A 24,519-nucleotide genomic window follows, 5' to 3' on the forward strand; every position below is an offset into this window, starting at 1 on the left:
GGGCGGGTTGGCGGGAGCGGCGGGGGGTATTCCATTCCCGCATGCTGCGGTGCGGCGAAAGCAGGCCTTGAAGTACAATTGCCCTTTAAAGACGATCCGGCGCACCGTCCCCGTGCGCTACAGGTAGCGGTCCCTCCCCATGAACGCCCCACTCGTGCTCGATGCCAAACTCGCCGCGCAGGATGCCCCGCCGCGCCTGCGTGAGATCCCCTATAACTACACGTCTTTCTCGGATCGCGAGATCGTCATCCGGCTGCTGGGCGAAGAGGCCTGGCGCATCCTGGACGAACTGCGGAGCGAACGCCGCACCGGCCGCTCGGCCCGCATGCTGTACGAAGTCCTGGGCGATATCTGGGTGGTGCGCCGCAACCCGTACCTGCAGGACGACCTGCTCGAGAATCCCAAGCGCCGCCAGATGCTGGTGACGGCGCTGCATCACCGCCTGTCCGAAGTGGAGAAGCGCCGTGCCGCCGACCGTGCCGAGCACGCCGAGCCGGCCGCCGAAGGCCGTTCCCACCGCGTCGAGCAGCTGGTGAGCTTTGCCAAGCAGGCCATCGAGGACTTCAAGCAGGAATTCGCCGACGCCTACGASCTGCGCAAGCGCACMCAGCGCGTGCTGGGACGCRTCACGCAGAAGGACAACATCAAGTTCGACGGCCTGTCGCGCGTCTCGCATGTGACCGACGCGACCGACTGGCGCGTGGAATATCCCTTTGTCGTCCTCACCCCGGACACCGAGGAAGAGATCGCCGGCATGGTCAAGGGCTGCTTCGAGCTGGGCCTGACCATCATCCCGCGCGGAGGCGGCACCGGTTATACCGGCGGCGCCGTGCCGCTGACGCCGATGAGCGCGGTGATCAACACCGAGAAGCTGGAACAGCTCGGGCCGGTCGAGCAGACCGACCTGCCGGGCGTGTCGCACAAGGTCGGCACCATTTTCTCCGGCGCCGGCGTGGTGACGCGCCGCGTGGCGGATGCCGCCGACAAGGCAGGGCTGGTGTTCGCGGTCGACCCGACCTCGATCGATGCGTCGTGCATCGGCGGCAACGTGGCCATGAACGCCGGTGGCAAGAAGGCCGTGCTGTGGGGCACCGCGCTCGACAACCTGGCCTGGTGGCGCATGGTGGACCCGGAAGGCAACTGGCTGGAAGTCACCCGGCTGGACCACAACCTGGGCAAGATCCATGACGTGCCGGTCGCCACCTTCGAGCTGAAGTGGTCGGACGGCAACCGCGCGCCCGGCGAAAAGCCGCTGCGCACGGAAACCCTTGCCATCGAAGGGCGCAAGTTCCGCAAGGAAGGCCTGGGCAAGGACGTCACCGACAAGTTCCTGGCCGGCCTGCCCGGCATCCAGAAGGAAGGCTGCGACGGCATCATCACCAGCGCCCGCTGGATCCTGCATCGCATGCCGGCGCACGTGCGCACGGTCTGCCTGGAATTCTTCGGCCAGGCCCGCGACGCCATCCCCAGCATCGTCGAGATCAAGGACTACCTGGACGCCGAGTCGCGCACGCCGGGCGGTGCCATCCTGGCCGGCCTGGAACACCTGGACGAACGCTACCTGCGCGCGGTCGGCTACGCCACCAAGAGCAAGCGCAACGCCTTCCCGAAGATGGTGCTGATCGGCGACATCGTCGGCGACGACCAGGACGCGGTGGCCCGCGCCACCTCGGAAGTCATCCGCATGGCCAACGGCAAGAGCGGCGAAGGCTTTGTCGCGGTCAGCCCCGAGGCGCGCAAGAAATTCTGGCTGGACCGTTCCCGCACCGCCGCCATCGCCAAGCACACCAACGCCTTCAAGATCAACGAAGACGTGGTGATCCCGCTGCCGCGCATGGGCGAGTACACCGACGGCATCGAGCGCATCAATATCGAGCTGTCGATCAAGAACAAGCTCAAGCTGACCGACGCGCTGGAAGCCTTCTTCGCGCGCGGCAACCTGCCGCTGGGCCGCAGCGACGACGCCAACGAGATCCCCAGCGCCGAGCTGCTCGAAGACCGCGTGCAGCACGCGCTGCAGTTGCTGCGCGAGATCCGCTCGCGCTGGATCTACCTGCAGGACCACCTCGACACGCCGCTGGCCACCGCGCGCGCCGCGCTGATCGGCCACGGCCTGGGCCTGCTCGGACCGGCCTTCGAGGCGCGCCTCGCGCAGCAGCCGGACGCCAACGTGTTCCACCTGCTGCAGGACCGCACCATCCGCGTGTCGTGGAAGAGCGAAGTGCGCGCCGAACTGCGCAATATCTTCAACGGCGGCGAGTTCAAGCCCATCCTGGACGAGGCGCAGAAGATCCACAAGCAGGTGCTGCGCGGGCGCGTCTTCGTGGCCCTGCACATGCACGCCGGCGACGGCAACGTGCACACCAACATCCCGGTCAACTCCGACGACTACGACATGCTGCAGGACGCCCACCGCGCGGTGGCCCGCATCATGGCGCTGGCGCGCTCGCTCGACGGCGTGATTTCCGGCGAGCACGGCATCGGCATCACCAAGCTGGAGTTCCTGACCGAGGACGAGATCGGCGAGTTCCGCCAGTACAAGCAGCGCGTGGATCCGCAGGGCCGCTTCAACAAGGGCAAGCTGCTGCCGGGCGCGGACCTGCGCAATGCGTACACGCCGTCGTTCGGCCTGATGGGGCATGAGTCCATCATCATGCAGCAGAGCGATATCGGCGCCATTGCCGACAGCGTCAAGGACTGCCTGCGCTGCGGCAAGTGCAAGCCGGTGTGCGCCACCCACGTGCCGCGTGCCAACCTGCTGTACAGCCCGCGCAACAAGATCCTGGCGACCTCGCTGCTGGTGGAGGCCTTCCTGTACGAGGAGCAGACCCGGCGCGGCATCTCGATCAAGCACTGGGACGAGTTCTCCGACGTGGCCGACCACTGCACGGTCTGCCACAAGTGCGTGACGCCGTGCCCGGTCAAGATCGATTTCGGCGACGTGTCGATGAACATGCGCAACCTGCTGCGCAAGATGGGGCAGAAGAAATTCAACCCCGGCACGGCGGCGTCGATGTTCTTCCTCAACGCCACCAGCCCGCAGACCATCAACATGACCCGCAAGGTCATGATCGACTGGGGCTACAAGGCGCAGCGCCTGGGCAACGACCTGCTCAAGAAGCTGGCGAAGAAGCAGACCGCGCAGCCGCCCGCCACGGTGGGCCGCGCGCCGGTGCAGGAGCAGGTGATCCACTTCATCAACAAGAAGATGCCGGGCAACCTGCCCAAGAAGACCGCGCGCGCGCTGCTCGATATCGAGGACAACGAGATCGTGCCGATCATCCGCGACCCGAAGCGGACCTCGCCCGAGACCGAGGCGGTGTTCTACTTCCCGGGCTGCGGCTCGGAGCGGCTGTTCTCGCAGGTCGGCCTGGCCACGCAGGCCATGCTGTGGCATGTGGGCGTGCAGACCGTGCTGCCGCCGGGCTACCTGTGCTGCGGCTACCCGCAGCGCGGCAACGGCCAGTACGACAAGGCCGAGAAGATGGTCACCGACAACCGGGTGCTGTTCCACCGGGTCGCCAATACGCTCAACTACCTCGACATCAAGACCGTGGTGGTGAGCTGCGGCACCTGCTACGACCAGCTCGCCGGCTATGAATTCGACAAGATCTTCCCCGGCTGCCGCATCATCGACATCCACGAGTACCTGCTCGAGAAGGGCGTCAAGCTGGAAGGCGTGACCGGTACGCGCTACATGTACCACGATCCCTGCCACACCCCGATCAAGACCATGGACCCCACCAAGCTCGTCAACGAGCTGATGGGCGGCAACGAAGGCGGCGGCAAGATCGAGAAGAACGAGCGTTGCTGCGGCGAATCGGGCACGCTGGCGGTCAGCCGCCCGGACATCTCCACGCAGATCCGCTTCCGCAAGGAAGAGGAGATGACCAGGGGCGCGGACAAGCTGCGCACCGACGGCTTCGCCGGTGACGTCAAGATCCTGACCAGCTGCCCGTCCTGCCTGCAAGGCCTGTCGCGCTACAAGGAAGATGCCACCGTCACGGCCGACTACATCGTGGTCGAGATGGCCAAGCACCTGCTGGGCGAGAACTGGATGCCCGACTACGTCGCCAAGGCCAACTCGGGCGGCATCGAGCGGGTGCTGGTGTGACGCGCGCCGCTGCCTGCCCGCTGTGCCAGTCCGACGGCGGCGAACTGGTCTGGCGCGGCGAGCGCGCCCGGGTCATCCTGGTCGAGCACGAGCGCTTCCCGGGCTTCTGCCGCGTGGTCTGGAACGACCATGTGGCCGAGCAGACCGACCTCTCCGACGAGGACCAGGCCTGGCTGATGCGCCTGGTGGCGCGCGTGGAGCGCACGGTGCGCGACGTGATGACGCCAGACAAGGTCAACCTGGCCGCTTTCGGCAACATGGTGCCGCACCTGCACTGGCATATCATTCCGCGCTATCGCTGGGACACGCATTTCCCGGAAGCCGTGTGGGCCGCGCCGCAGCGCGAGGCCGATGCCGCGCGGGTGGCGGAGCTGGCGTCGCGGTTGCCGGTGCTGCGCGATGCGCTGGCGGGCATCGCGGACGCCGGCTAGGGCGCGTCCACGCCGGGCCGGCGCAACGCGTTGAAGGGGTCACGGAACCTGGCACGCGCTGCCGGCTTCTAAGAGGCTAATATCTCCCACTAGCGCAGGCCGCCGGCCGTGCGTGTCCTGCTTGCGCGAAAGGTGCCATGTCCACACCGACCTCCGTTACCGTTCCCGGCCCGGCCGTACCGGCCCGTGCCCTCAAGATCCAGAGCCGCCTGCGCGTGGTCGAGACCTGGGATCTGATCAAGCCCTACTGGGGATCCGAGGACCGCAAGGCCGGGCTCGGGCTGCTGGGCTTCGTGGTGGCGCTCAACCTCGGCATCGTCTATATCAACGTGCTGCTCAACGAGTGGAACCGGGTGTTCTACAACGCGCTGGAGCAGCATGACTACACCTCCTTCAAGGAGTTGCTGATCCGCTTTTCGTGGATTGCGGGCTTCTTCATCGTGGCGGCCATCTCGCGGCAGTACTACACCATGATGCTGCAGATGCGCTGGCGGACCTGGATGACCGGCCAGTTCATGGAACACTGGCTCAGCCACCAGGCCTACTACCGCATCGAGCAGACCCACGCCACCGACAACCCCGACCAGCGGCTGGCCGATGACCTGCGCTCCTTTACCGACGGCGCGCTGACGCTCTCGCTGGGCTTGCTCAATTCGGTGGTGACGCTGGTGTCCTTCGTCGGCATCCTGTGGGCGGTGTCGGGGCCGATCAGCTTCGCGCTGGGCGGCAGCACCGTCACCATCCCCGGCTATATGGTGTGGTTCGCGGTGGGCTACGCGGTGATCGGCTCGCTGATCGCTCACCTGGTGGGGCGCCCGCTGATCGGCCTGAACTTCCAGCAGGAGCAGTACGAGGCGGACTTCCGTTTCACGCTGGTGCGCCTGCGCGAGAACAGCGAGCCGGTGGCGCTGTACCGCGGCGAGCCGACCGAGCAGGCCGGCCTGCACTCGCGCTTCGACCGCATCCGCGCCAACTGGAACCAGCTGATGCGCTACACGCGGCGGCTGACCTTCGTGAATTCCGGCTACAGCCAGTTCGCCATCATCTTCCCGCTGATCGTCGCGGCGCCGCGCTACTTCGCCGGCAAGATGACGCTGGGCGGGCTGATGCAGATGAGCTCCGCCTTCGGGCAGGTGCAGGGCGCGCTGTCCTGGTTCGTCGACAGCTACGCCACGCTGGTCGGCTGGAAGGCCGCGGCCAACCGGCTGATCGATTTCCGCGATGCCATCCGCGTGGCCGAGCGCCAGGACCAGGAACACACCGGCGTGCGCGATATCGAGGTCGACCAGGCCGACGCCGAGGCCATCCGCATCGATTCGCTGGCGCTGGCGCTGCCGGTGCGCACCACGATCCGCGGCGAGATCCTGCAGCGCCCGCTGGTGGCGCCGTTCTCGCTGCAGATCGCGCCCGGCGAGCGCTGGCTGGTGAGCGGGCCTTCGGGCTGCGGCAAGAGCGTGCTGTTCCGCGCGCTGGCCGGTATCTGGCCTTATGGCAGCGGCACGGTGGCAATGCCGCGCGCGGCGCGCATGCTGTTCCTGCCGCAGCGCAGCTACCTGCCGATCGGCTCGCTGGCCGACGCGCTGGCCTATCCGGACGCCGGCACCGTGCACAGCCGGGAATCGCTGCAGGCAGTGCTGGTCCAGGCCAGGCTGGGCGCGCTGACCGGGCAGCTCGACGTATTCGACAACTGGTCGCTGCGGCTGTCGCCGGGCGAGCAGCAGCGGCTGGCCTTTGCGCGCGCGCTGCTGCAAAGGCCGGATTACCTGTTCCTCGACGAAGCCACCAGCGCGCTCGACGAGGAAACCGAGGAAGCGATGTACCGCCTGATGGTGGAGTCGCTGCCCGGCGCGGCCATCGTCAGCATCGCCCACCGCAGCACGGTGGCGGCATTCCATGGCCGCCGGCTGCGCTATGTGGCCGCGGACGGGGCGCACTGGGAAGCGGACCAGAGCCGGCAAAGTGGGCAAGGCGAGGCGGCTGCGGTAAGCTATCGGGTCGTACACGAAGCGTGAGGGCGGTGCGGCCGCAATCTGCGGCCCGCTTGCAGCCGCGCGCCACACATCATGGCAGGCCTCGAAAAAGATACTCCCCATCCCACCGCCCTTACCGTGCACACCCAGTCGCGCGTGCTGGAGGTGGGCTTCGACAACGGCGCCGCCTTCCGGCTGCCCTTCGAATACCTGCGCGTCAACTCCCCCTCGGCCGAAGTGCAGGGCCACGGTCCCGGGCAGGAAGTCCTGCAGACCGGCAAGCGCGACGTGACCATCGTCGCCGTCGAGCCGGTGGGCAACTATGCCGTCCTGATCCGTTTTTCCGACGGGCACGATACCGGCATCTTTTCCTGGGAACTGCTTTACCGCCTCGGCGCGGAGCACGACGCGACCTGGCAGGCCTACCTGAAGCGACTGGAAGCAGCCGGGGTCGACCGCGACGCCCCGATGCCCGCCGCCGGCGGCCACGCCTGCGGCAACCATTGAGCTTGAGCGCCGCGCGCGCGATTACTGATTTACGGAGCAAGTCATGAGCGAAACCCACTTCGGGTTCGAAAAGGTCAATGAAGATGAGAAGGCCGGCAAGGTGGCCGGCGTTTTCCATTCGGTGGCCAGCAAGTACGACGTCATGAACGACCTGATGTCGGGCGGCATGCACCGGCTGTGGAAGATGTTCACGATCGCCCAGGCCGGCGTGCGGCCGGGCTTCAAGGTGCTCGACATCGCCGGCGGCACCGGCGACCTGTCCAAGACCTTTGCCCGCCAGGCGGGTCCGACCGGCGAGGTCTGGCTGACCGACATCAACGAATCGATGCTGCGCGTGGGGCGCGACCGCCTGCTGAACAAGGGCATCGTCACCCCGGTCTGCCTGTGTGACGCCGAGCGCATTCCSTTCCCGGACAACYACTTCGACCTCGTCACCGTGGCATTCGGCCTGCGCAACATGACCCACAAGGATGCCGCGCTTGCCGAGATGCGCCGCGTGGTCAAGCCGGGCGGCAAGGTGATGGTGCTGGAGTTTTCCAAGGTCTGGAAGCCGCTGGAAAAGGCCTACGACATCTATTCTTTCAAGGTACTGCCATGGCTTGGCGAGCGCGTGGCCCAGGATTCCCACAGCTATCGTTATCTGGCGGAATCCATCAGAATGCATCCAGACCAGGTTTCACTTGTACGCCTGATGGAACATGCGGGCCTGGAGAATGTCGAATACTTCAATCTGACCGCGGGCGTCGTGGCGCTTCACGTCGGACGAAAGTACTAGACAATAAAGGCTCAGCAAAAATTGAGCGAACTTAACAGGGGAAGCACTGATATGTCGCTATTTCGTGGAAAATTCATGGCATGTGTGCTGATCGGCACACTGGCCCTCGGCCTGGCACTCGATGCCAACGCCAAACGCCTGGGCGGGTCGCGCAGCATTGGCAAGCAATCGTCCGGCGTGACGCAGCGCCAGCAGACCCCGCCGCAACAGCAGCCGTCGCAGCCGCCTGCGCAGCAACCGGCCCAGCAGGCCGCACCGGCTGGCGCCGCCGCGGGCGCAGCCGCAGCGGCCGCGCCCAAGCGCAACTGGGGTGGCATGCTGGGCGGCATCGCCGCCGGCCTGGGTATCGGCTGGCTGCTGTCGCACTTCGGCCTGGGCGGGGCGGCGATGAGCTTCCTGTCCAACCTGATCCTGATCGCCCTGGTGGTCTTCGTGGCGATGTGGCTGATCCGCAAGTTCCGTGGCGGCGCAAGCCGTCCGCAGCAGCCGGCCTACGCCGGCGCCGGTGGCGGCAATGGCCTCGGCAGCGAACCGACGCTGCGCCAGCAGGCGCCGGCGGCTGCGTCGAATCCCGTGATGGCGTCGCCTGCTGCGTCGCAATCGCCGGTCGCGCCGGTCATGGCAGGCGCGGCGGGCGCCGTGGCGGCAGCCCAGCCCTGGGGCGTGCCGGCCGATTTCGATACCGAGGCCTTCCTGCGCAATGCCAAGGTCTACTACGTGCGTCTGCAGACCGCGTGGGATGCCGGCAACCTCGAGGACATCCGCGAGTTCACCACGCCCGAGATGTTCGCCGAGATCAAGATGGACCTGTCCGAGCGCGGCGCCGAGGTCAACAAGACCGACGTCGTCACGCTGGAAGCCGAGCTGCTGGGCATCGAAGACAGCCCGGCGCAGCATCTGGCGAGCGTGCGCTTCTCCGGCATGATCCGTGAAAAGGCGGGCGATCCGGCGCAGCCGTTTGCCGAAGTCTGGAACCTGGCCAAGCCCGTCAGCGGTAGCGGCGGCTGGGTGCTGGCGGGGATCCAGCAGGTTTCCTGACCGCGTCAGTCCTTCTTGTCCGGCCGGCTGCTGCGCGGCCGGCAGGTGGCTTAGAATGGAGGCCCACGTGAAAACGTGGGCTTTTTTTGTTCGGCGATGCGGTGCGGGTGCAAGGAGGCGCGTCTTCTCCAGTGGCGGCCGCGCGGCCGCGCAGGCACCGGCCCGCCGGCCAAGCCGATTCCAACCCGTCAGCACTGAAAACTGAAAGGCCCCGCCCCCAGCCCACCCCGTTCCTATGCCCACCCTTCCCACCCCCCTGACCGCGCCCCCCATCACTGCCCTGAATCATCTGCTGGAGCAGGAGCCCTGGGCGGTTTCGCTGCTCCAGCCTTTCGCCGGCCGCGTGATCCGCTTCGATGCGGCCGCGTTTACGCTGGCTCTGCGCATTACCGGGCAGGGACTGACGGAGCTGGCGCCGGCGGTGGAAGAGCCGGCGGTGACGCTGACCGTGCCGCTGCAGCAATGGCCGCTGGTGGCGTCCGACGTGGCCAGCGGCGGGCAGGCGGCGGCGATGAAGCATGTGCGCATCGAAGGCGACGCCGAACTGGCCAATACGGTGTCGATGCTGGCGCGCAACCTGCGCTGGGACGCCGCCGAGGACTTGTCGCGCGCGCTGCGGGGCATCCTGGGCGGACCGCTCAGCGACAGCGTGGCGCAGCGGGTGGTGCAGGGCGCGCAGGAGGTCCATGCGCAGGCCACGCGGCTAGGCCGCACGCTGGTCGAGAACGTGACCGAATACCTGCTCGACGAGCAGCCCACGCTGGTGCGCCATGCCGCGCTCGACGAGCTCGGCACCGGGGTGCGCGCGCTCGGCGACGATCTCGCGCGGCTGGAGAAGCGGCTGGAGAAGCTCGAGCAGGGCGCCCGCATGCAAGGCGGCGCGGCGGGCGGGGCGGGCAGCCTGCCGTCAGCCCACCGCTGAACCCGCCAGCGCCTTGCCGATGCCACGCACGTCGCCTGTATTGCCTGCCCCGGCCAATCCGTACCGCCCAAATACTGAAGAACCTGCATGACCCGCTTCCTGCGCCTTTGCAAGATTGTTTTCGTCGTCCTCTACTACGGGCTGGACGAACTCGTGCTGTCCGGTTTCAAAAGCCGCCGCATCCGCTTCCTGGTGCGGGTCATCACCATCGGGCGCAAGCTCGACATGCCGCGCGGCGAACGCCTGCGGCTGGCGCTGACGCGCCTCGGGCCGATCTTCGTCAAGTTCGGCCAGGTGCTCTCTACCCGGCGCGACCTGATGCCGGCCGATATCGCCGATGAACTGGCCAAGCTGCAGGACCAGGTGCCGCCGTTCGATCCGGTGGTGGCGGTCAAGATCATCGAGCGTTCGCTCGGCCGGCCGCTGGCCACGCTGTTCGAGAGCTTCGACCACCAGCCGGTGGCCAGCGCGTCGATCGCGCAGGTGCACTTCGCCACGCTCAAGGGCGGCTCCAGCCACGGCCGCGAGGTGGCGGTAAAGGTGCTGCGCCCTGGCATGCTGCCCGTGATCGACAGCGACCTGGCGCTGATGCGCGACCTCGCCACCTGGCTGGAGCGCTTCTGGGCCGACGGCAAGCGCCTCAAGCCGCGCGAGGTGGTGGCCGAGTTCGACAAATACCTGCACGACGAACTCGACCTGATGATCGAGGCCGCCAATTGCAGCCAGCTGCGCCGCAATTTCAGCGATACCCAGCTGCTGCTGGTGCCCGAGGTGTTCTGGGATTTCTGCAGCAGGGAAGTCTTCGTGATGGAGCGCATGCACGGCATCCCGATCTCGCGCAACGAAGCGCTCAAGGCGGCCGGCGTCGACATGCACAAGCTGGCCGAAGAGGGCGTGGAGATCTTCTTCACCCAGGTCTTCCGCGACGGCTTCTTCCATGCGGACATGCACCCGGGCAATATCCTCGTATCGGTGGCACCGGAGACGCTCGGCCGCTATATCGCGCTCGACTTCGGCATCGTCGGCGCGCTCTCGGAGTTCGACAAGAACTACCTGGCGCAGAACTTCATCGCCTTTTTCCGCCGCGACTACCATCGGGTGGCGCTGTTGCACGTCGAATCCGGCTGGGTGCCGCCCGACACGCGGGTGGAGGAACTCGAAAGCGCGGTGCGCGCCTGCTGCGAGCCCTATTTCGACAAGCCGCTCAAGGAGATCTCGCTGGGCATGGTGCTGATGCGCCTGTTCCAGACCTCGCGCCGCTTCAACGTCGAGATCCAGCCCCAGCTGGTGCTGTTGCAGAAGACCCTGCTGAATATCGAAGGGCTGGGCCGCCAGCTCGATCCCGACCTGGACCTGTGGAAGACCGCCAAGCCCTTCCTTGAGAAATGGATGCACGAGCAGGTGGGCTGGAAGGGCGCCTGGGAACGCATCCAGGTGGAAGCGCCGCAATGGGCCAAGATGCTGCCGGACTTCCCGCGCCTGGCGCACCAGTTCCTGGAGCGCCGCGCGCTGGTGGACAACAATAACCAGGAAAAGCTGCTGGGCGCGCTGATCTCCGAGCAGCGTCGCACCAACCGCCTGATCGTCACCGCCTTGCTGCTGGCCGGCGGCTTCCTCGCCGGCATCGTGCTGACCGAGATGCTGTCGCTGGGCGGCTACCTGTAGCGCCGGCAAGGCAACAAGGCGGCAGGGCTTGACCCGGACCGGCAAGGGCGCGGGCGCGCCCGGACCGGCCTGCCTGCCGATCTGGCGCAGGCGCTTGTCAGGCAGGCGCTCGTAAKCGCCCGCTCACCTCGTCAGCCGCGTACGCGGCCATTGTGCTTGTCGCGATAGATCGCCCGGCTGTCATGGTTCTCGGCGCGCTGGATGCCGCGCTGTTCACCTGCCCCGACGTGACCGTTGGCACCGGCGCGCGCCTCGCGGCGGTCCACCCGGGCCTGGCCACGCTCGAGCTTGCCGGCCTCGCGGTTGGTCAGCGAGCCATTGCCCACGCCGTTCTCGATGCGCTGCTCCTGGTTGATATTGCGCTGCACGTCAGCCTGCATGCGTTGCGACGAGGCGCTGGCCGGATTGCCGGTGACGCCGTTGTGGGTGTCGCGGGAGATATCGCGGCTGACGTTGTTTTCGGCGCGCTGGATGGCCGCCTGTTCGCGCGGCGAGACCGAGCCGTTGGCGAGCGCGTGCGATTCCATGCGGTCGACCCGGGCGGTCTGCTTTTGCAGGCTGGCCGCCTCGCGCGTGTTCAGGCTGCCGGACTGCAGGCCGTTCTCGATGCGCTGTTCCTGGTTCACGTTGCGCTGCACGTCCTGCGAGACCGCGGCGGTCTGCGCGCCGGCCAGTCCTGCGCCGAGCAAGCCGGCGGCGAGCAGCAGGGTCTTGAGCATCTGGGTCTGACGGTTGCGGTTGGCCATGGTGTTCTCCTTTTCCTCTTGAGGTCGTGGGCGGCAGCGCGGCGCGCCGGCGGGGTGCCGGCGGGCGGCTCGGTGGCGCTGCCTTGCCTGCTTTAATGCGCAAGGCACGGGTGACGCTGACGGCAGCTTTGTAAGCTGTGTAACCGGGCGTAAGCCGCATGGCCGGCGACGCCCGTGGCGCGGCGGTCGGGTGCCCCGGCCACCTGTGGCGCCTGCGCAGCATCGGCACGGCAATTTCCGCGCGGCCGGGAATTTTCTTCGCTCGCAGCTGTCTGCGTGGCTATAATCCGCGTTTTGATTCGGCTACGACCGCAGGCTTAGATCAGCCACCCATGCGGCCCCGACCGATGAATTGGACCCGGGACGGGGCAGAGGGGCAGACCAGCGCATCCCGCCCGCCCGGCAACCGGTTTCTCGCCGCAAGGGCATATCTGGGATAGGGCAGCAGCATGCTGATCTGGTTCGTCGTCATCTACTGGGTAATCTCCGTCGGCATTGGCCTGTGGGCCGCGCTGCGCGTGCGCAACACCGCGGACTTCGCGGTCGCCGGCCGCAGCCTGCCGTTCTACGTCGTCACCGCCACCGTGTTCGCCACGTGGTTCGGCTCGGAGACGGTGCTGGGCATCCCCGCGGTCTTCCTCAAGGAGGGCCTGTCCGGGGTGGTGTCCGATCCCTTCGGTTCCTCGCTGTGCCTGATCCTGGTCGGGCTGTTCTTCGCGCGTCCGCTGTACCGCATGAACCTGCTGACCATCGGCGACTACTATCACAACCGCTATGGGCGGCTGGCCGAGGTGCTGACCACGGTGTGCATCGTGATGTCCTACCTGGGCTGGGTCGCCGCGCAGATCAAGGCCCTCGGGCTGGTGTTCTTCACCGTTTCGGACGGCGCTCTGTCGCAGGACGCCGGCATGATGATCGGGGCCGCCAGCGTGCTGGTCTACACCCTGTTCGGCGGCATGTGGGCGGTGGCGGTGACCGACTTCATCCAGATGATCATCATCGTGATCGGCATGCTGTATATCGGCTTTGAGGTCAGCGGCCAGGCCGGCGGCGTGGTGGCGGTGGTGTCGCACGCGGCGGCGGCGGGCAAGTTCGAGTTCCTGCCCTCGCTGGACCTGGTGCAGATCATCGGCTTCGCGGCTGCGCTGTTCACCATGATGCTGGGCTCGATTCCGCAGCAGGACGTGTTCCAGCGCGTCACCTCGTCGCGCACCGAGAAGATCGCCGGGCGCGCCTCGGTGCTCGGCGGCGTGCTGTATTTCTGTTTCGCCTTCATCCCGATGTTCCTGGCGTATTCAGCCACCATGATCGATCCCGAGATGGTGCAGAAGTACATCAACACGGACTCGCAGCTGATCCTGCCCAAGCTGATCCTCACCCATGCGCCGATGTTTGCCCAGGTCATGTTCTTCGGCGCGCTGCTGTCGGCCATCAAGAGCTGCGCCTCGGCCACCCTGCTGGCGCCGTCCGTGACCTTCGCCGAGAACATCCTGCGGCCGTACTTCCGCCACCTCGACGACCGCCGCTTCCTGCGCGTGATGCAGGCCGTGGTGCTGTCGTTCGCCGTGCTGGTGACCCTGTTCGCGCTGAACTCGCACCTGTCGATCTTCCATATGGTGGAAAACGCCTACAAGGTCACATTGGTATCGTCCTTCGTGCCGCTCGCGTTCGGCATGTTCTGGAAGCCGGCCACGCGCCAGGGCGGCCTGGCCGCCATCCTGCTGGGGCTGGCGTCGTGGCTGTGCTGCGAGATCGCCTTTGCCGACGCGGCGGTGCCGCCGCAGATGGTCGGCCTGATGTTCTCGCTCGGCGGCATGGTGTTCGGATCGTTGCTGCCGCAGTGGATCGGCGACCATCCGCGGGTCAAGGAAGTGCACCTCGCCTGAGCGAAGCCGGCCCGGGATGCGCCAGGCGTGCGTTCTGAGGCATTTTCTGCCCCTTTTCCTGCGGCCCGGCATACGCAGAACGGTTTATAATTCAAGGCTTTGCACCGCCATGTGACGCACGGGAACGGCAATCTCCCGGCCAGCGCGGCGGCGCGGTTCCATCCAATTTCCGTTCCAGAATCCTCGCGGAGAGCCACTATGCCGATCTATGCCTACCGTTGCGACGCCTGCGGCCACGGGCGCGATGTGCTGCAGAAAATGAGCGATGCCCCGCTCACCGACTGCACATCCTGCGGCGCGGCGGGCACCTTCAAGAAACAACTGACCGCGGCCGGCTTCCAGCTCAAGGGCTCGGGCTGGTATGTCACCGACTTCCGCGGTGGCGGCAACWGTGCCGCCGCCGCGCCGGCCACGGCCCCCGCCAGCGGTGGCGACAGCGCCGGCGCGGCGCCCGCATCGGGCGGCGACACGGCGGCGGCGGGCACCAGCGCCGCCTCCACCACCACCGCATCGACAAGCACGGCCGGCGGTTGCGGCAGCGCTTGCGCCCATTGAAAGCAGAACGCACCGTGCCGGCGAAGAAAACCTCCGCCCTCAAGACCTGGTTCCTGACCGGGCTTCTGGTGCTCGTGCCGCTGGGCATCACGCTATGGGTGCTCAGCCTGGTCATCGGCACCATGGACCAGAGCCTGGCGCTGCTGCCCGAAGCCTGGCGGCCGGACCGCCTGATGTTCGGCAAGCGCGTGACGGGGCTGGGCGCGATCCTGACCCTGCTGTGCATCCTGGTCGTCGGGATGCTGGCCCACAACTTCATCGGCCAGCGGCTGGTGCGCTGGTGGGAAGCGCTGCTCGGCCACATCCCGGTGGTCGGCCCGATCTACACCAGCGTCAAGCAGGTTTCCGACACGCTGCTGTCCTCCTCCGGCAACGCCTTCCGCAAGGCGCTGCTGGTGCAGTATCCGCGCGAAGGCTCGTGGACCATCGCCTTCCTGACCGGGCGTCCCGGCGGCGACGTGCAGAATCATCTCCAGGGCGAGTACGTCAGCGTCTACGTGCCGACCACGCCCAATCCGACCTCGGGCTTCTTCCTGATGATGCCCAAGGCCGATACCATCGAACTCGACATGACCGTCGACGCCGCGTTGAAGTRCATCGTCTCGATGGGCGTGGTGGCGCCGTCCGAGCTGCCGCGCAAGAGCGGCACGGTGCGCACCGACGAGGCGCAGGCCGAAGCCCTCGCCGAATCCGCCGACACAACGCCTTCAAATTGATCGCCGGCCGCACCAGCGGCCGCGTTATTCCGGGAATTCTCTTATGTCCTCCATGCGTACTCACTATTGCGGTCTCGTGACCGAACAACTGACGGGCCAGGAAGTGGCCCTGACCGGCTGGGTGCAGCGCCGCCGCGACCATGGCGGCGTGATCTTCATCGACCTGCGCGACCGCGAAGGCCTGGTGCAGGTGGTGTGCGATCCCGACCGTCCCGAGATGTTCAAGGCGGCCGAAGAGATCCGCAACGAGTTCTGCATCCGCGTCACCGGCAAGGTGCGTGCGCGTCCGGCGGGCACCGAGAACGCCAACCTGACCTCGGGCAAGATCGAAGTGCTGTGCCACGAGCTGACCGTGCTGAACCCGTCGGTCACGCCTCCGTTCCAGCTCGACGACGACAACCTGTCCGAGACCACCCGCCTCACGCACCGCGTGCTGGACCTGCGCCGCCCGCAGATGCAGTACAACCTGCGCCTGCGCTACAAGGTGGCCATGGAGGTGCGCAAGTTCCTGGACGCACAGGGCTTCATCGACATCGAGACCCCGATGCTCGGCAAGAGCACGCCGGAAGGCGCGCGCGACTACCTGGTGCCGTCGCGTACCAACCCCGGCCATTTCTTCGCGCTGCCGCAGTCGCCGCAGATCTTCAAGCAGATGCTGATGGTGTCGGGCTTCGACCGCTACTACCAGATCACCAAGTGCTTCCGCGACGAAGACCTGCGCGCCGACCGCCAGCCCGAGTTCACGCAGATCGACTGCGAGACCTCGTTCCTGACCGAGCAGGAGATCCGCGACCTGTTCGAGGACATGATGCGCACGGTGTTCAAGAACGCCATCGACGTGGACCTGGACGCCAAGTTCCCGGTGATGGAGTTCCGCGAAGCCATGGCCCGCTTCGGCTCGGACAAGCCTGACCTGCGCGTCAAGCTCGAATTCACCGAACTGACCGACGTGATGAAGGACGTCGACTTCAAGGTGTTCTCGGGCCCGGCCAACAGCGACAACGGCCGCGTGGTCGGCCTGCGCGTGCCGGGCGGCAGCGCCATCTCGCGCGGCGAGATCGATGCCTACACCCAGTTCGTCGGCATCTACGGCGCCAAGGGCCTGGCCTGGATCAAGGTCAATGAAGTGGCCAAGGGCCGCGACGGCCTGCAATCGCCGATCGTCAAGAACCTGCACGACGCCGCCATCGCCGAGATCCTCAAGCGCACCGGCGCCCAGGACGGCGACATCATCTTCTTCGGCGCCGACAAGGCCAAGGTGGTCAACGATGCCATCGGCGGCCTGCGCCTGAAGATCGGCCATTCGGAGTTCGGCAAGACCACCGGCCTGTTCGAAGACGTGTGGAAGCCGCTGTGGGTGATCGACTTCCCGATGTTCGAGTACGACGAGGAAGACGCGCGCTGGGTTGCCATGCACCACCCGTTCACCAGCCCGAAGGACGAGCACCTGCAGTACCTGGAGACCGATCCGGGCAAGTGCATCGCCAAGGCCTACGACATGGTCCTGAACGGCTGGGAAATGGGCGGCGGCTCGGTGCGGATCTTCCGCGAGGACGTGCAGAGCAAGGTGTTCCGCGCGCTCAATATCGGCGAGGAAGAAGCCCGTGCCAAGTTCGGCTACCTGCTGGACGCGCTGCAATACGGCGCGCCCCCGCACGGCGGCCTGGCCTTCGGCCTGGACCGCATCGTCACGATGATGGCCGGTGCCGATTCGATCCGCGACGTGATCGCCTTCCCCAAGACCCAGCGCGCGCAAGATCTGCTGACGCAGGCGCCGAGCTCGGTCGATGAGAAGCAACTGCGCGAACTGCATATCCGCCTGCGCGCGGCCGAGCCGAAGACCGCCTGAGTTCCTGGCGCTTGCGCCTGAATGGAAGGGCCTTGTGTGGCGCCAACGCTGGTTGGCGCCGCCAGGGCCCTTTTTGATTTCCGTGCGTCTGTGCCGTGTCCGGCATGCGGGCTGGTTTCCAATTGTTACATCGCGGAACGAAGCCCCCCGGCCCAAGTCTTCTTCCTTTATGGCGCCAAGCCGCAAGCCCATTTCGAAGGCACGCCGGCCGCGCGGGAGGAATCTGTCGTGTCCCTGGATGTAGAACCGATCCGCCAGTTTTTGCTGGCCCATGCCGAAACCATCGTGACCTGGCTGGTGGCCGGGCTGGCGATGATGTTGCTGGCGCGTTTCGAGTTGCGGCGCGCGGTGCGCCGTTCGGCGATCGCCATGTCGGAGTCGGTTGCCACCACGGTGGCCGCCTGCGTGCCCGATATCGCGCATGCCGCGCAGAGCGGCGGTGCCGCCGCCGCCGTGCCGATGCTAGAGCCGGTCGAGATGCAGCGCGCCGACGCGCTGCGCCGGGTTGCGCTCGACACCGTCGGCACCGTGATGGCACGCGGGCGCTGGCTGGAGGACCTGGGCAACCTGCGCGTGGCCGAGGAGGCGCTGTTGCAGGGCAGCCGCGCCGGCGGCGCCGACCCGCTGCTGGTGGTGGCGCCACAGCAGGTGGTGCAGGCTTACCTGGCGGCACAGCGCAGCTTCGACGAGTACGCTGCGCAATTGCGTGACGAGCGCCGCGAGGCGATGCGCCTGCAAGACGGGCTGCAGGCGCTGGCGGCGGAGGCCGCGCATGTCGAGCAGGAGACCGCGAGCATCGTGATGCGTTTCGAGCAGGCCAACGCGCAGGCGGCACATGGCGTGGAACCCGGCGACTACCAGCGTTTCCTGATCCAGAAGTACAACGCGCTGGGCGTGCGCGAGAAGGAGATCGCGCAGGAGCGCGCGCAGCTTCAGACACAGGCCCAGCTGGCCGCCGACCGCCTGGCGGCGCATGCCAGCGCCGCTTCGCGCGACTACACGCAGGCGCTCACGCCGCTCATGCAGCAGCTGCGCGCGGCGTGGGGCCACGGCGATTCGCCTGGCGTGTTCGAGACCTGGCTGCGCGAGGCGCCGGCTCCGTCGAACGCACACGCTGCCTGAGTGCCGGCGGGCGCCCGCAAAAGTCGCCCGCAAAGATCGCCCGCAGGGCCGCTCGCGGCCCATCCCATGCCTGCCGGTTCCACCATGCGCGAAATCGCGGAGCCGCGGCGTTTTCCCGTCGCGGCTCCGCCCATCTGGGGTAAGCTTGGGAACGTTGTCCGCCTCCATCCCATGTCCTACRAGATTCCCCGATCCGTGCTGGTCGTGATACATACGCCAGACCTGCAAGTGCTGTTGCTGGAGCGTGCCGACCGGCCGGGATACTGGCAATCGGTCACCGGGAGCCTGGATGCGCCCGACGAGCCGCTGGCCGTGACGGCCGCGCGCGAGGTGGCCGAGGAGACCGGGCTTATCGCCGCCGAGCACCGGCTCGAAGACTGGCAGCACACCCTCGACTACGAGATCTACCCGCAGTGGCGCCACCGCTACGCGCCGGGCGTGACGTGCAATACCGAGCACTGGTTCGGCCTGCGCGTGGCGCGGCCGGTGCCGGTGACGCTGGCGCCGCGCGAGCACCTGCAATGGCAATGGCTGCCGTGGCGTGAAGCGGCGGCACGCTGTTTCTCGAGCAGCAATGCGCAGGCCGTGCTGCAACTGGACTGGCGAGTGCAGGGACGGCGCGCTCCCTGCGGAGCCGCTTCATGAGACTGCGCGTCGTCACCTACAACATCCACAAGGGTGTGACCGGCATCGCGCRCAAGCCGCGGATCCAGAACGTGCGCCTGGGCTTGCAGACGGTCGATGCCGACATCGTCTTCCTGCAGGAAGTGCAGGACCGCAACGATCGCCTGGTGGCCGCCGCGCTGTTCGATCCCGACTACACCCAGCTCAACTACCTGGCCACCGACGCCTATCCGCATTCGGTGTACGGGCGCAACGCGGTGTACGACCACGGCCACCATGGCAACGCCATCCTGTCGCGGCATCCGATCCTGATGTCGGAAAACCTCGACATCTCCGATCACCGCTTCGAGCAGCGCGGCCTGCTGCACGCGGTGGCGGACATGAACGGCACCGAAGCCCACCTGATCTGCGTGCATTTCGGGCTGTTCGCGCGCAGCCGCGCGCGCCAGGCCGAAGCCCTGGTCAAGCGCGTGTGCGATGTGGTGCCGGCCGAGGCGCCACTGCTGATCGCCGGCGATTTCAATGACTGGAACCACCGGCTCGACGACCTGATCTGCTCGACCCTGGGCACCACGGAAGTCTCGCATGCCGGCGGCTCGCGCCTGCACACCTTTCCCAGCCACATGCCGTGGTGGCAGCTCGACCGCATCTATGTGCGCGGCTTCGAGATCGAGAGCGCCAGCGCGCTGACCGGACGCGACTGGGCGCAACGTTCGGACCATGTGCCGCTGATGGCGGAGCTGGCCCGCATCGCGGTGCCGGAGCGGCCACTGAAGGCCAAGGTCCGCTCCTGAAGCCGGGGGGGCATCCTTCCACCCCCGGTGCGCGCCGGCGCGTCGCGTCTTCGGCAGCTTGCCGCACCTTTCTCCGCACCATCCTCCGCACCATCCTCCGCACCTTCCGCGCCTTGCCTTTCCTCAGATCCCCATTTTCTCGAGCATCCCCTCGACGAAGCGTACCCGCTTGGGCAGCGGGCGCGGGTCGCGCGGATAGAGCAGGTGCACCGGGCGCGGCGGCGGCAGGGCGTCTTCCAGCAACGGCACCAGCAGGCCCGCGGCCAGGTCGGCGGCCAGCAGCACTTCGGGCTGCATCACGATGCCGCAGCCGGCCAGCGCGGCGCGGCGCAATACTTGCCCGTTGTTGCTGCCGAGCGGGGCGCCATCCGCCGCCGCGCCGCCGTCCGGCAGTTCTGGCCAGCCCATGCCATGGCGCCACAACAGATGGTTCAGGCAACGGTGGCCGGCCAGTTCGGCCGGCGTGCGCGGCACGCCGGCATGCGCCAGGTAGGCCGGTGCCGCGCAGATGCACATGCGGTAGGGCCGCAGCGGGCGCGCCACCAGTTGATCCGAACCGGCGAGGGTGCCGATGCGGACCAGGGCGTCGAAGCCATCTGCGATCAGGTCCGCGTAGGCGTCATCGAGCACCAGTTCTACCTTGACCTCGGGGTGACGCAGCAAGAACGCCGCCACCGCCTCGGCCACCGCGGTCTCGCCCAGCGTCACGGGCGCGCCGACGCGCAGCAGGCCGCGCGGCTCGCTGTGCAGGCGCTCGGCCACGGTGTCGGCGGCACGCACCTGCGCCAGGATGCGCCGGCATTCGTCCAGGTAGAGGCGGCCGGCTTCGGTCAGGCGCTGGCGGCGCGTGCTGCGCTGGAGCAGGCGCACGCCGAGGCGCTGTTCGAGTTGCCCGACATGCTTGCCTACCATCACCGCCGACAGGCCCAGTGCCGCGGCGCAGGCCGTGAAGCTGCCGGCCTCCGCGGCGGCGGCGAAGATCTCCATGCTGCGCAGCTTGTCCATCGATTCCGAATCCATGGTTAGGAATGCTCGAAATCCTAGCCCATTTATCGTGTTCCCGCCGCGTATCAGAATGAATTCCATTGGCGGAAGGAAGGAATTGGCGCCTCGGCCGATTCCGCCGCTTCGGCCATTTCGGCCATTTCGGCCGCATCCCTCCCCATCATCCTGAAGGAACAACAATGAAGAAGATCGTCGTGATCGGTGCGAGCGGCACCCTGGGCAAGGCGGTGGTGGCGAATCTCTCGGCCCGCCATGAAGTGGTCGAGGTCGGCAAGACCAGCGGGGCGCTGCAGGTGGACATCACGGTGCCGGAGTCGGTGCAGGCGCTGTTCGAGCGGCTCGGCAAGGTCGACGGCATCGTCTGCGCCACGGGGCAGGTGTTCTTCGGCCCGGTGCCGCAGATGCGTGCCGAGGATTTCGCCATCGGCCTGAACGACAAGTTGCTGGGCCAGGTGCGGCTGGCGCTGGTCGGCCAGCACTACCTGAACGACGGCGGCTCGATCACGCTGACCAGCGGCATCCTCAGCGACCAGCCCATCCACGCCGGCGCAAATGCCTCCAGCGTCAACGCCGCGCTGGACGGCTTCGTGCGCGCCGCCGCGGTGGAACTGGGCCGGGGCCTGCGCATCAATGTGGTCAGCCCGACCGTGGTGCAGGAATCGTGGGGCGCGTACGGCCCGTTCTTCCCGGGCTTCGAGGCGGTGCCGGCGGCGCGCGTGGCGCTGGCCTACCAGCGCAGCGTGGAAGGCCCGGGCAACGGCGAGATCTACCGGGTCTGGTAAGCAGGCAATTCCGGCAATGCCGGCAGGGAGGGTCGTCGCGGCCGCCTAGCCGGTGTGCGCGCGCACCAGTGCGACGATGGCGTCCACGTCGGCCAGGTCGAGCACCGGCAGCGTGGTCATCGCCGCCACCTTCCCGGGCTGGTCGCTGGCCACGGCGACCACGCCGGGCACCTCAGGCCACAGCGGTGGCAAGCCCAGCGCGGGGCGGAACACTTCCAGCTTGGGAAAATCGCTGCGCTTGTAGCCTTCGACCAGCACCAGGTCGGTGTCGGCAGGCAGCACGCCGAGCGCTTCGGCCAGCTCGGGCGAGGGCTCCGACTCCGCATAGTTGCGCATCAGCGTCAGGTGGCGCGCGCCGACCAGGACCACGTTGGCGCAGCCCCCCTGGCGCATGCGCCAGGAATCCTTGCCCGGCGTATCGGGATCGAAGCCGTGGTGAGTGTGCTTGATCCCGGCCACGCGCAGGCCTGCGGCGACGAAGCGCGGGATCAACTGGTCCAGCAGCGTGGTCTTGCCGCTGCCCGACGAGCCGGAGATGCCGAAAACCTTCACGATAGGGTGGAAGACGGGATAAAGCGCTGAAGATAGCAGAGAACGGCGCGGGCGGCGCGGCCGGGCTCGCAGTGTTGCGCGTGTTGCCCCGCGCTCGCACATGACTTCGGCGTGGCTGATAATGTGCCTCATGTCTTCGATACCGCTCACCCGCCTGCCATACGCGCCGCCAGCCGCCGCCTTGCGAGACGATGCCGATGCGCCGGCGTCGCCGCGCGCGCCGCGCCGCGCCGGGCCGCTGCGCTCCGAGTGGCGCCGCGGCAAGCCGCTTGGCGGCAACGCCGTGCGGCTGCTGCACTGCGGCCGGGATTTTTTCCCGGCGCTGATCGCCGCCCTCGACCGCGCGGTGCTCTCGGTCTCCCTCGAAACGTATATCTACGCCGACGACGACGTCGGCGCGGCCGTGACCGATGCCCTGATCCGCGCCGCCGGCCGCGGCGTGGATGTGCGGCTGGTCGTGGACGGATTCGGCGCGGGCGACATGCCCGCCGCGCTGGCAACGCGCCTGCGCGAAGGCGGCGTGCGGCTCAAGGTGTTCCGTCCGCTGCGCGGCTTCAGCCTGGCTCGCCGCAACCTGCGGCGGCTGCACCGCAAGCTGGCGGTGATCGACCAGCAGGTCGGCTTCGTCGGCGGCATCAATATCATCGACGACCATAACCACGGCCCTTTCGAGAGCGAGGGGCTGGGCCCGCGCTATGATTTCGCGGTGGAGGTGCGCGGTCCGCTGGTGGGCCAGATCGCGCTGACCGCGGAGCGCCTGTGGTGGCAGCTTTCGCTGCGCGGCGAGATGCGCAGCGTGGGCCTGGCGGGCGTGGCGGCTGAATTTCCCCTGATCACCGATTTGCCGCTGCCGCGCCAGGATCTTGCCGGCGGCATGCGCGCCGCGCTGCTGTTGCGCGACAATCTGCGCAACCGCCGTGCCATCGAGCGCCAGTACCTGCAGGCTCTCGGCGGCGCGCGCCGCGAGGTCATCATCGCCAACGCCTATTTCCTGCCCGGCCACAAGATGCGCCGCGCACTGCTGGCCTGTCGCCGGCGCGGCGTGCGCGTGCGCCTGCTGCTGCAGGGGATGGTGGAGTACCGCTTGCAGCACTACGCCACGCATGCGCTCTATGACACCTTGCTCGGCGCCGGCGTGGAAATCCACGAATATGCCGACAGCTTCCTGCACGCAAAGGTGGCGGTCGTCGACGATGCCTGGGCCACGGTGGGGTCGAGCAATATGGACCCGTTCAGCCTGCTGCTTGCGCGCGAGGCCAATGTGGCGGTCTACGATGCCAGCTTCTGCGCCGAGTTGCGCCAGGAGCTGGAGCAGGCCATCGCCACGCGCAGCACCGAGGTCAAGGCCGCCACCCACGCGCGCCGCTCGGCGCTGCACCGCATGGGCAGCTGGGCCGCCTATATGGTGTTGCGCGTAGGCGTGGTGATCGCCGGCGTGACAGGGCGCTACTGAAGCGCTTTTAAGCGTTTGCTGCTTTGCGGCAGGTGCGGCACTCTCGGTCGTGGCATGCCGCTGCGTCGCCGTGTCGCAGCTTGTTGCGGCGCATCGAACGCAGGCGCTGCGTTTAGAAACGCCGGTCTAATTAAATGCTTGCCGCCGAAGGGCGTCGTCACAATAATCTGAACGACCGTTCTTTTTTGCCTTAGACTGCGTGCATTCGCGTCTGCCGGGCGGCGTCATCAGGCAGCCAGGCAGCGAAAAAAAGCATTACGTCAGGGTCATCCGCGGCAGCGATAGGGATCGCGCCGCGAAGAGAATGGAGAAAAAATCATGCGACACCAGTCTGCTCGTCTCGAATCCGCCACTTCCGCGTCCCCCGCGCCCATGCGCAAGGGGGAGATGACGCGCGTGGCGATTCTGGATGCCGCGCTGGAATTGTCGTCCCGCGACGGGCTCGAAGGCTTGACCATCGGCCTGTTGGCGGAACGCATGCAGATGAGCAAGAGCGGCGTGTTCGCGCATTTTGGTTCGCGCGAGGACCTGCAGGTGGAAGTGGTGCGCGAGTATCACCGGCGTTTCGAGCAGGAGGTGTTCTATCCCTCGCTGCACGAACCGCGCGGGCTGCCCCGGCTGCAATCCATGGTGCGGCGCTGGATGGAAAAACGTATCCAGGAAGTCACCACGGGCTGCATCTATATCAGCGGGGCGGTGGAGTACGACGACCGCGCGGAAAGCCCGGTGCGTGACGAGCTCGTCAAGAGCGTCACCATCTGGCGCGCCGCGCTCACGCGCGCCATCGACCAGGCCAGGGAAGAGGGGCACCTGCGCGCGGACTGCGATCCGCGCCTGATGCTGTTCGAGATGTACAGCCTTGAACTAGGCTTGCATCATGACGCCCGCTTCCTGCGCCTGCCCGCCAGCGCCGAGCTCGCCATGGTCGCGCTCAACAAGTTGATCCAGTCTTACCGTACCTGACGCCGCCGCGGCGTCCCGCGCCAGATCGTGCACGGGCGGCGTAGCGGCAT

General features: G+C 67.3%; 21 protein-coding genes. 18 read left to right on the plus strand and 3 right to left on the minus strand.

Annotated features, from left to right (window positions below):
* Positions 1-139 precede the first annotated feature (139 nt).
* The 8 genes from AC1DO7_RS01960 to ubiB all read left to right on the plus strand — a co-directional run bounded on the left by AC1DO7_RS01960 (position 140) and on the right by ubiB (position 11,422).
* Complete coding sequence (locus AC1DO7_RS01960; protein WP_477115730.1) at positions 140-4,114, plus strand: DUF3683 domain-containing protein; 3,975 nt, start codon at positions 140-142, stop codon at positions 4,112-4,114.
* The gene (locus tag AC1DO7_RS01965; RefSeq protein ID WP_441613635.1) at positions 4,111-4,545 is read left to right on the plus strand and encodes an HIT family protein; all 435 of its coding nucleotides are present in this window, start codon (positions 4,111-4,113) and stop codon (positions 4,543-4,545) included. Before AC1DO7_RS01960 ends, AC1DO7_RS01965 begins: the two co-directional genes overlap by 4 nt.
* A gap of 137 nt (positions 4,546-4,682) precedes the next feature.
* Entirely contained in the window at positions 4,683-6,557 is a 1,875-nt protein-coding gene (locus AC1DO7_RS01970) for an ABC transporter ATP-binding protein/permease (protein WP_441613634.1), read from the plus strand.
* A 51-nt stretch (positions 6,558-6,608) separates the two neighbouring features.
* Positions 6,609-7,022, plus strand: a complete 414-nt coding sequence (locus AC1DO7_RS01975; protein ID WP_441613633.1) for a gamma-butyrobetaine hydroxylase family protein — start codon at positions 6,609-6,611, stop codon at positions 7,020-7,022.
* Positions 7,023-7,065: 43 nt separating this feature from the next.
* The gene (gene ubiE / locus AC1DO7_RS01980; protein WP_477115731.1) at positions 7,066-7,797 is read left to right on the plus strand and encodes a bifunctional demethylmenaquinone methyltransferase/2-methoxy-6-polyprenyl-1,4-benzoquinol methylase UbiE; all 732 of its coding nucleotides are present in this window, start codon (positions 7,066-7,068) and stop codon (positions 7,795-7,797) included.
* 51 nt (positions 7,798-7,848) lie between these two features.
* A complete protein-coding gene (locus AC1DO7_RS01985) occupies positions 7,849-8,835 on the plus strand; it encodes a Tim44 domain-containing protein (RefSeq protein WP_441613631.1) in 987 nt (328 codons plus the stop codon).
* A gap of 235 nt (positions 8,836-9,070) precedes the next feature.
* Positions 9,071-9,757, plus strand: coding sequence for a ubiquinone biosynthesis accessory factor UbiJ (locus tag AC1DO7_RS01990; RefSeq protein WP_441613630.1), 687 nt, complete (start codon positions 9,071-9,073; stop codon positions 9,755-9,757).
* Positions 9,758-9,844: 87 nt separating this feature from the next.
* Complete coding sequence (gene ubiB / locus AC1DO7_RS01995) at positions 9,845-11,422, plus strand: ubiquinone biosynthesis regulatory protein kinase UbiB (protein ID WP_441613629.1); 1,578 nt, start codon at positions 9,845-9,847, stop codon at positions 11,420-11,422.
* A 131-nt stretch (positions 11,423-11,553) separates the two neighbouring features.
* Here ubiB and AC1DO7_RS02000 read toward each other — a convergent pair whose 3' ends face one another.
* Positions 11,554-12,168, minus strand: a complete 615-nt coding sequence (locus tag AC1DO7_RS02000; protein WP_441613628.1) for a hypothetical protein — start codon at positions 12,166-12,168, stop codon at positions 11,554-11,556.
* 449 nt (positions 12,169-12,617) lie between these two features.
* Here AC1DO7_RS02000 and AC1DO7_RS02005 point away from each other — a divergent pair, with 449 nt between their 5' ends.
* The 7 genes from AC1DO7_RS02005 to AC1DO7_RS02035 all read left to right on the plus strand — a co-directional run bounded on the left by AC1DO7_RS02005 (position 12,618) and on the right by AC1DO7_RS02035 (position 19,714).
* Complete coding sequence (locus AC1DO7_RS02005; protein WP_441613627.1) at positions 12,618-14,054, plus strand: high affinity choline transporter 1; 1,437 nt, start codon at positions 12,618-12,620, stop codon at positions 14,052-14,054.
* A 198-nt stretch (positions 14,055-14,252) separates the two neighbouring features.
* Positions 14,253-14,609, plus strand: a complete 357-nt coding sequence (locus AC1DO7_RS02010; protein ID WP_477115732.1) for an FmdB family zinc ribbon protein — start codon at positions 14,253-14,255, stop codon at positions 14,607-14,609.
* 14 nt (positions 14,610-14,623) lie between these two features.
* On the plus strand, positions 14,624-15,325 hold the full coding sequence (locus AC1DO7_RS02015; RefSeq protein WP_477115733.1) for a DUF502 domain-containing protein: 702 nt from the start codon (positions 14,624-14,626) through the stop codon (positions 15,323-15,325).
* Positions 15,326-15,368: 43 nt separating this feature from the next.
* Positions 15,369-17,174 carry an aspartate--tRNA ligase gene (aspS, locus tag AC1DO7_RS02020; RefSeq protein ID WP_441613624.1) on the plus strand — a complete coding sequence of 602 codons (1,806 nt, stop codon included), beginning with the start codon at positions 15,369-15,371 and terminating at the stop codon, positions 17,172-17,174.
* A gap of 228 nt (positions 17,175-17,402) precedes the next feature.
* Positions 17,403-18,296 (plus strand): hypothetical protein, encoded by an 894-nt coding sequence (locus AC1DO7_RS02025; RefSeq protein ID WP_441613623.1) that lies wholly within the window; start codon positions 17,403-17,405, stop codon positions 18,294-18,296.
* A 171-nt stretch (positions 18,297-18,467) separates the two neighbouring features.
* Complete coding sequence (gene nudB, locus AC1DO7_RS02030) at positions 18,468-18,941, plus strand: dihydroneopterin triphosphate diphosphatase (protein WP_477115734.1); 474 nt, start codon at positions 18,468-18,470, stop codon at positions 18,939-18,941.
* Positions 18,938-19,714 carry an endonuclease/exonuclease/phosphatase family protein gene (locus tag AC1DO7_RS02035; protein WP_477115735.1) on the plus strand — a complete coding sequence of 259 codons (777 nt, stop codon included), beginning with the start codon at positions 18,938-18,940 and terminating at the stop codon, positions 19,712-19,714. The genes nudB and AC1DO7_RS02035 overlap by 4 nt, the downstream gene beginning before the upstream one ends.
* A 123-nt stretch (positions 19,715-19,837) precedes the next feature.
* Here the strand turns inward: AC1DO7_RS02035 and AC1DO7_RS02040 are convergent, their stop codons facing one another.
* Positions 19,838-20,734, minus strand: coding sequence for a LysR family transcriptional regulator (locus AC1DO7_RS02040; RefSeq protein ID WP_441613620.1), 897 nt, complete (start codon positions 20,732-20,734; stop codon positions 19,838-19,840).
* Between the two features lie 65 nt (positions 20,735-20,799).
* On the opposite strand from AC1DO7_RS02040, the gene AC1DO7_RS02045 reads away from it, so the two are divergent.
* Positions 20,800-21,501 carry a short chain dehydrogenase gene (locus tag AC1DO7_RS02045; RefSeq protein ID WP_441613619.1) on the plus strand — a complete coding sequence of 234 codons (702 nt, stop codon included), beginning with the start codon at positions 20,800-20,802 and terminating at the stop codon, positions 21,499-21,501.
* Positions 21,502-21,546: 45 nt separating this feature from the next.
* Here AC1DO7_RS02045 and mobB read toward each other — a convergent pair whose 3' ends face one another.
* Complete coding sequence (mobB, locus tag AC1DO7_RS02050; RefSeq protein ID WP_441613618.1) at positions 21,547-22,053, minus strand: molybdopterin-guanine dinucleotide biosynthesis protein B; 507 nt, start codon at positions 22,051-22,053, stop codon at positions 21,547-21,549.
* A gap of 130 nt (positions 22,054-22,183) precedes the next feature.
* Here mobB and clsB point away from each other — a divergent pair, with 130 nt between their 5' ends.
* Together clsB and AC1DO7_RS02060 are read left to right on the plus strand one after the other, a co-directional pair.
* Positions 22,184-23,506, plus strand: a complete 1,323-nt coding sequence (clsB, locus tag AC1DO7_RS02055; protein ID WP_441613617.1) for a cardiolipin synthase ClsB — start codon at positions 22,184-22,186, stop codon at positions 23,504-23,506.
* Positions 23,507-23,878: 372 nt separating this feature from the next.
* Positions 23,879-24,469: a TetR/AcrR family transcriptional regulator gene (locus tag AC1DO7_RS02060; protein WP_043343612.1), complete on the plus strand. Its 591-nt coding sequence runs from the start codon at positions 23,879-23,881 to the stop codon at positions 24,467-24,469.
* Positions 24,470-24,519: the final 50 nt, after the last annotated feature.

It is taken from the genome of Cupriavidus sp. 05N40 (genome assembly GCF_056397305.1).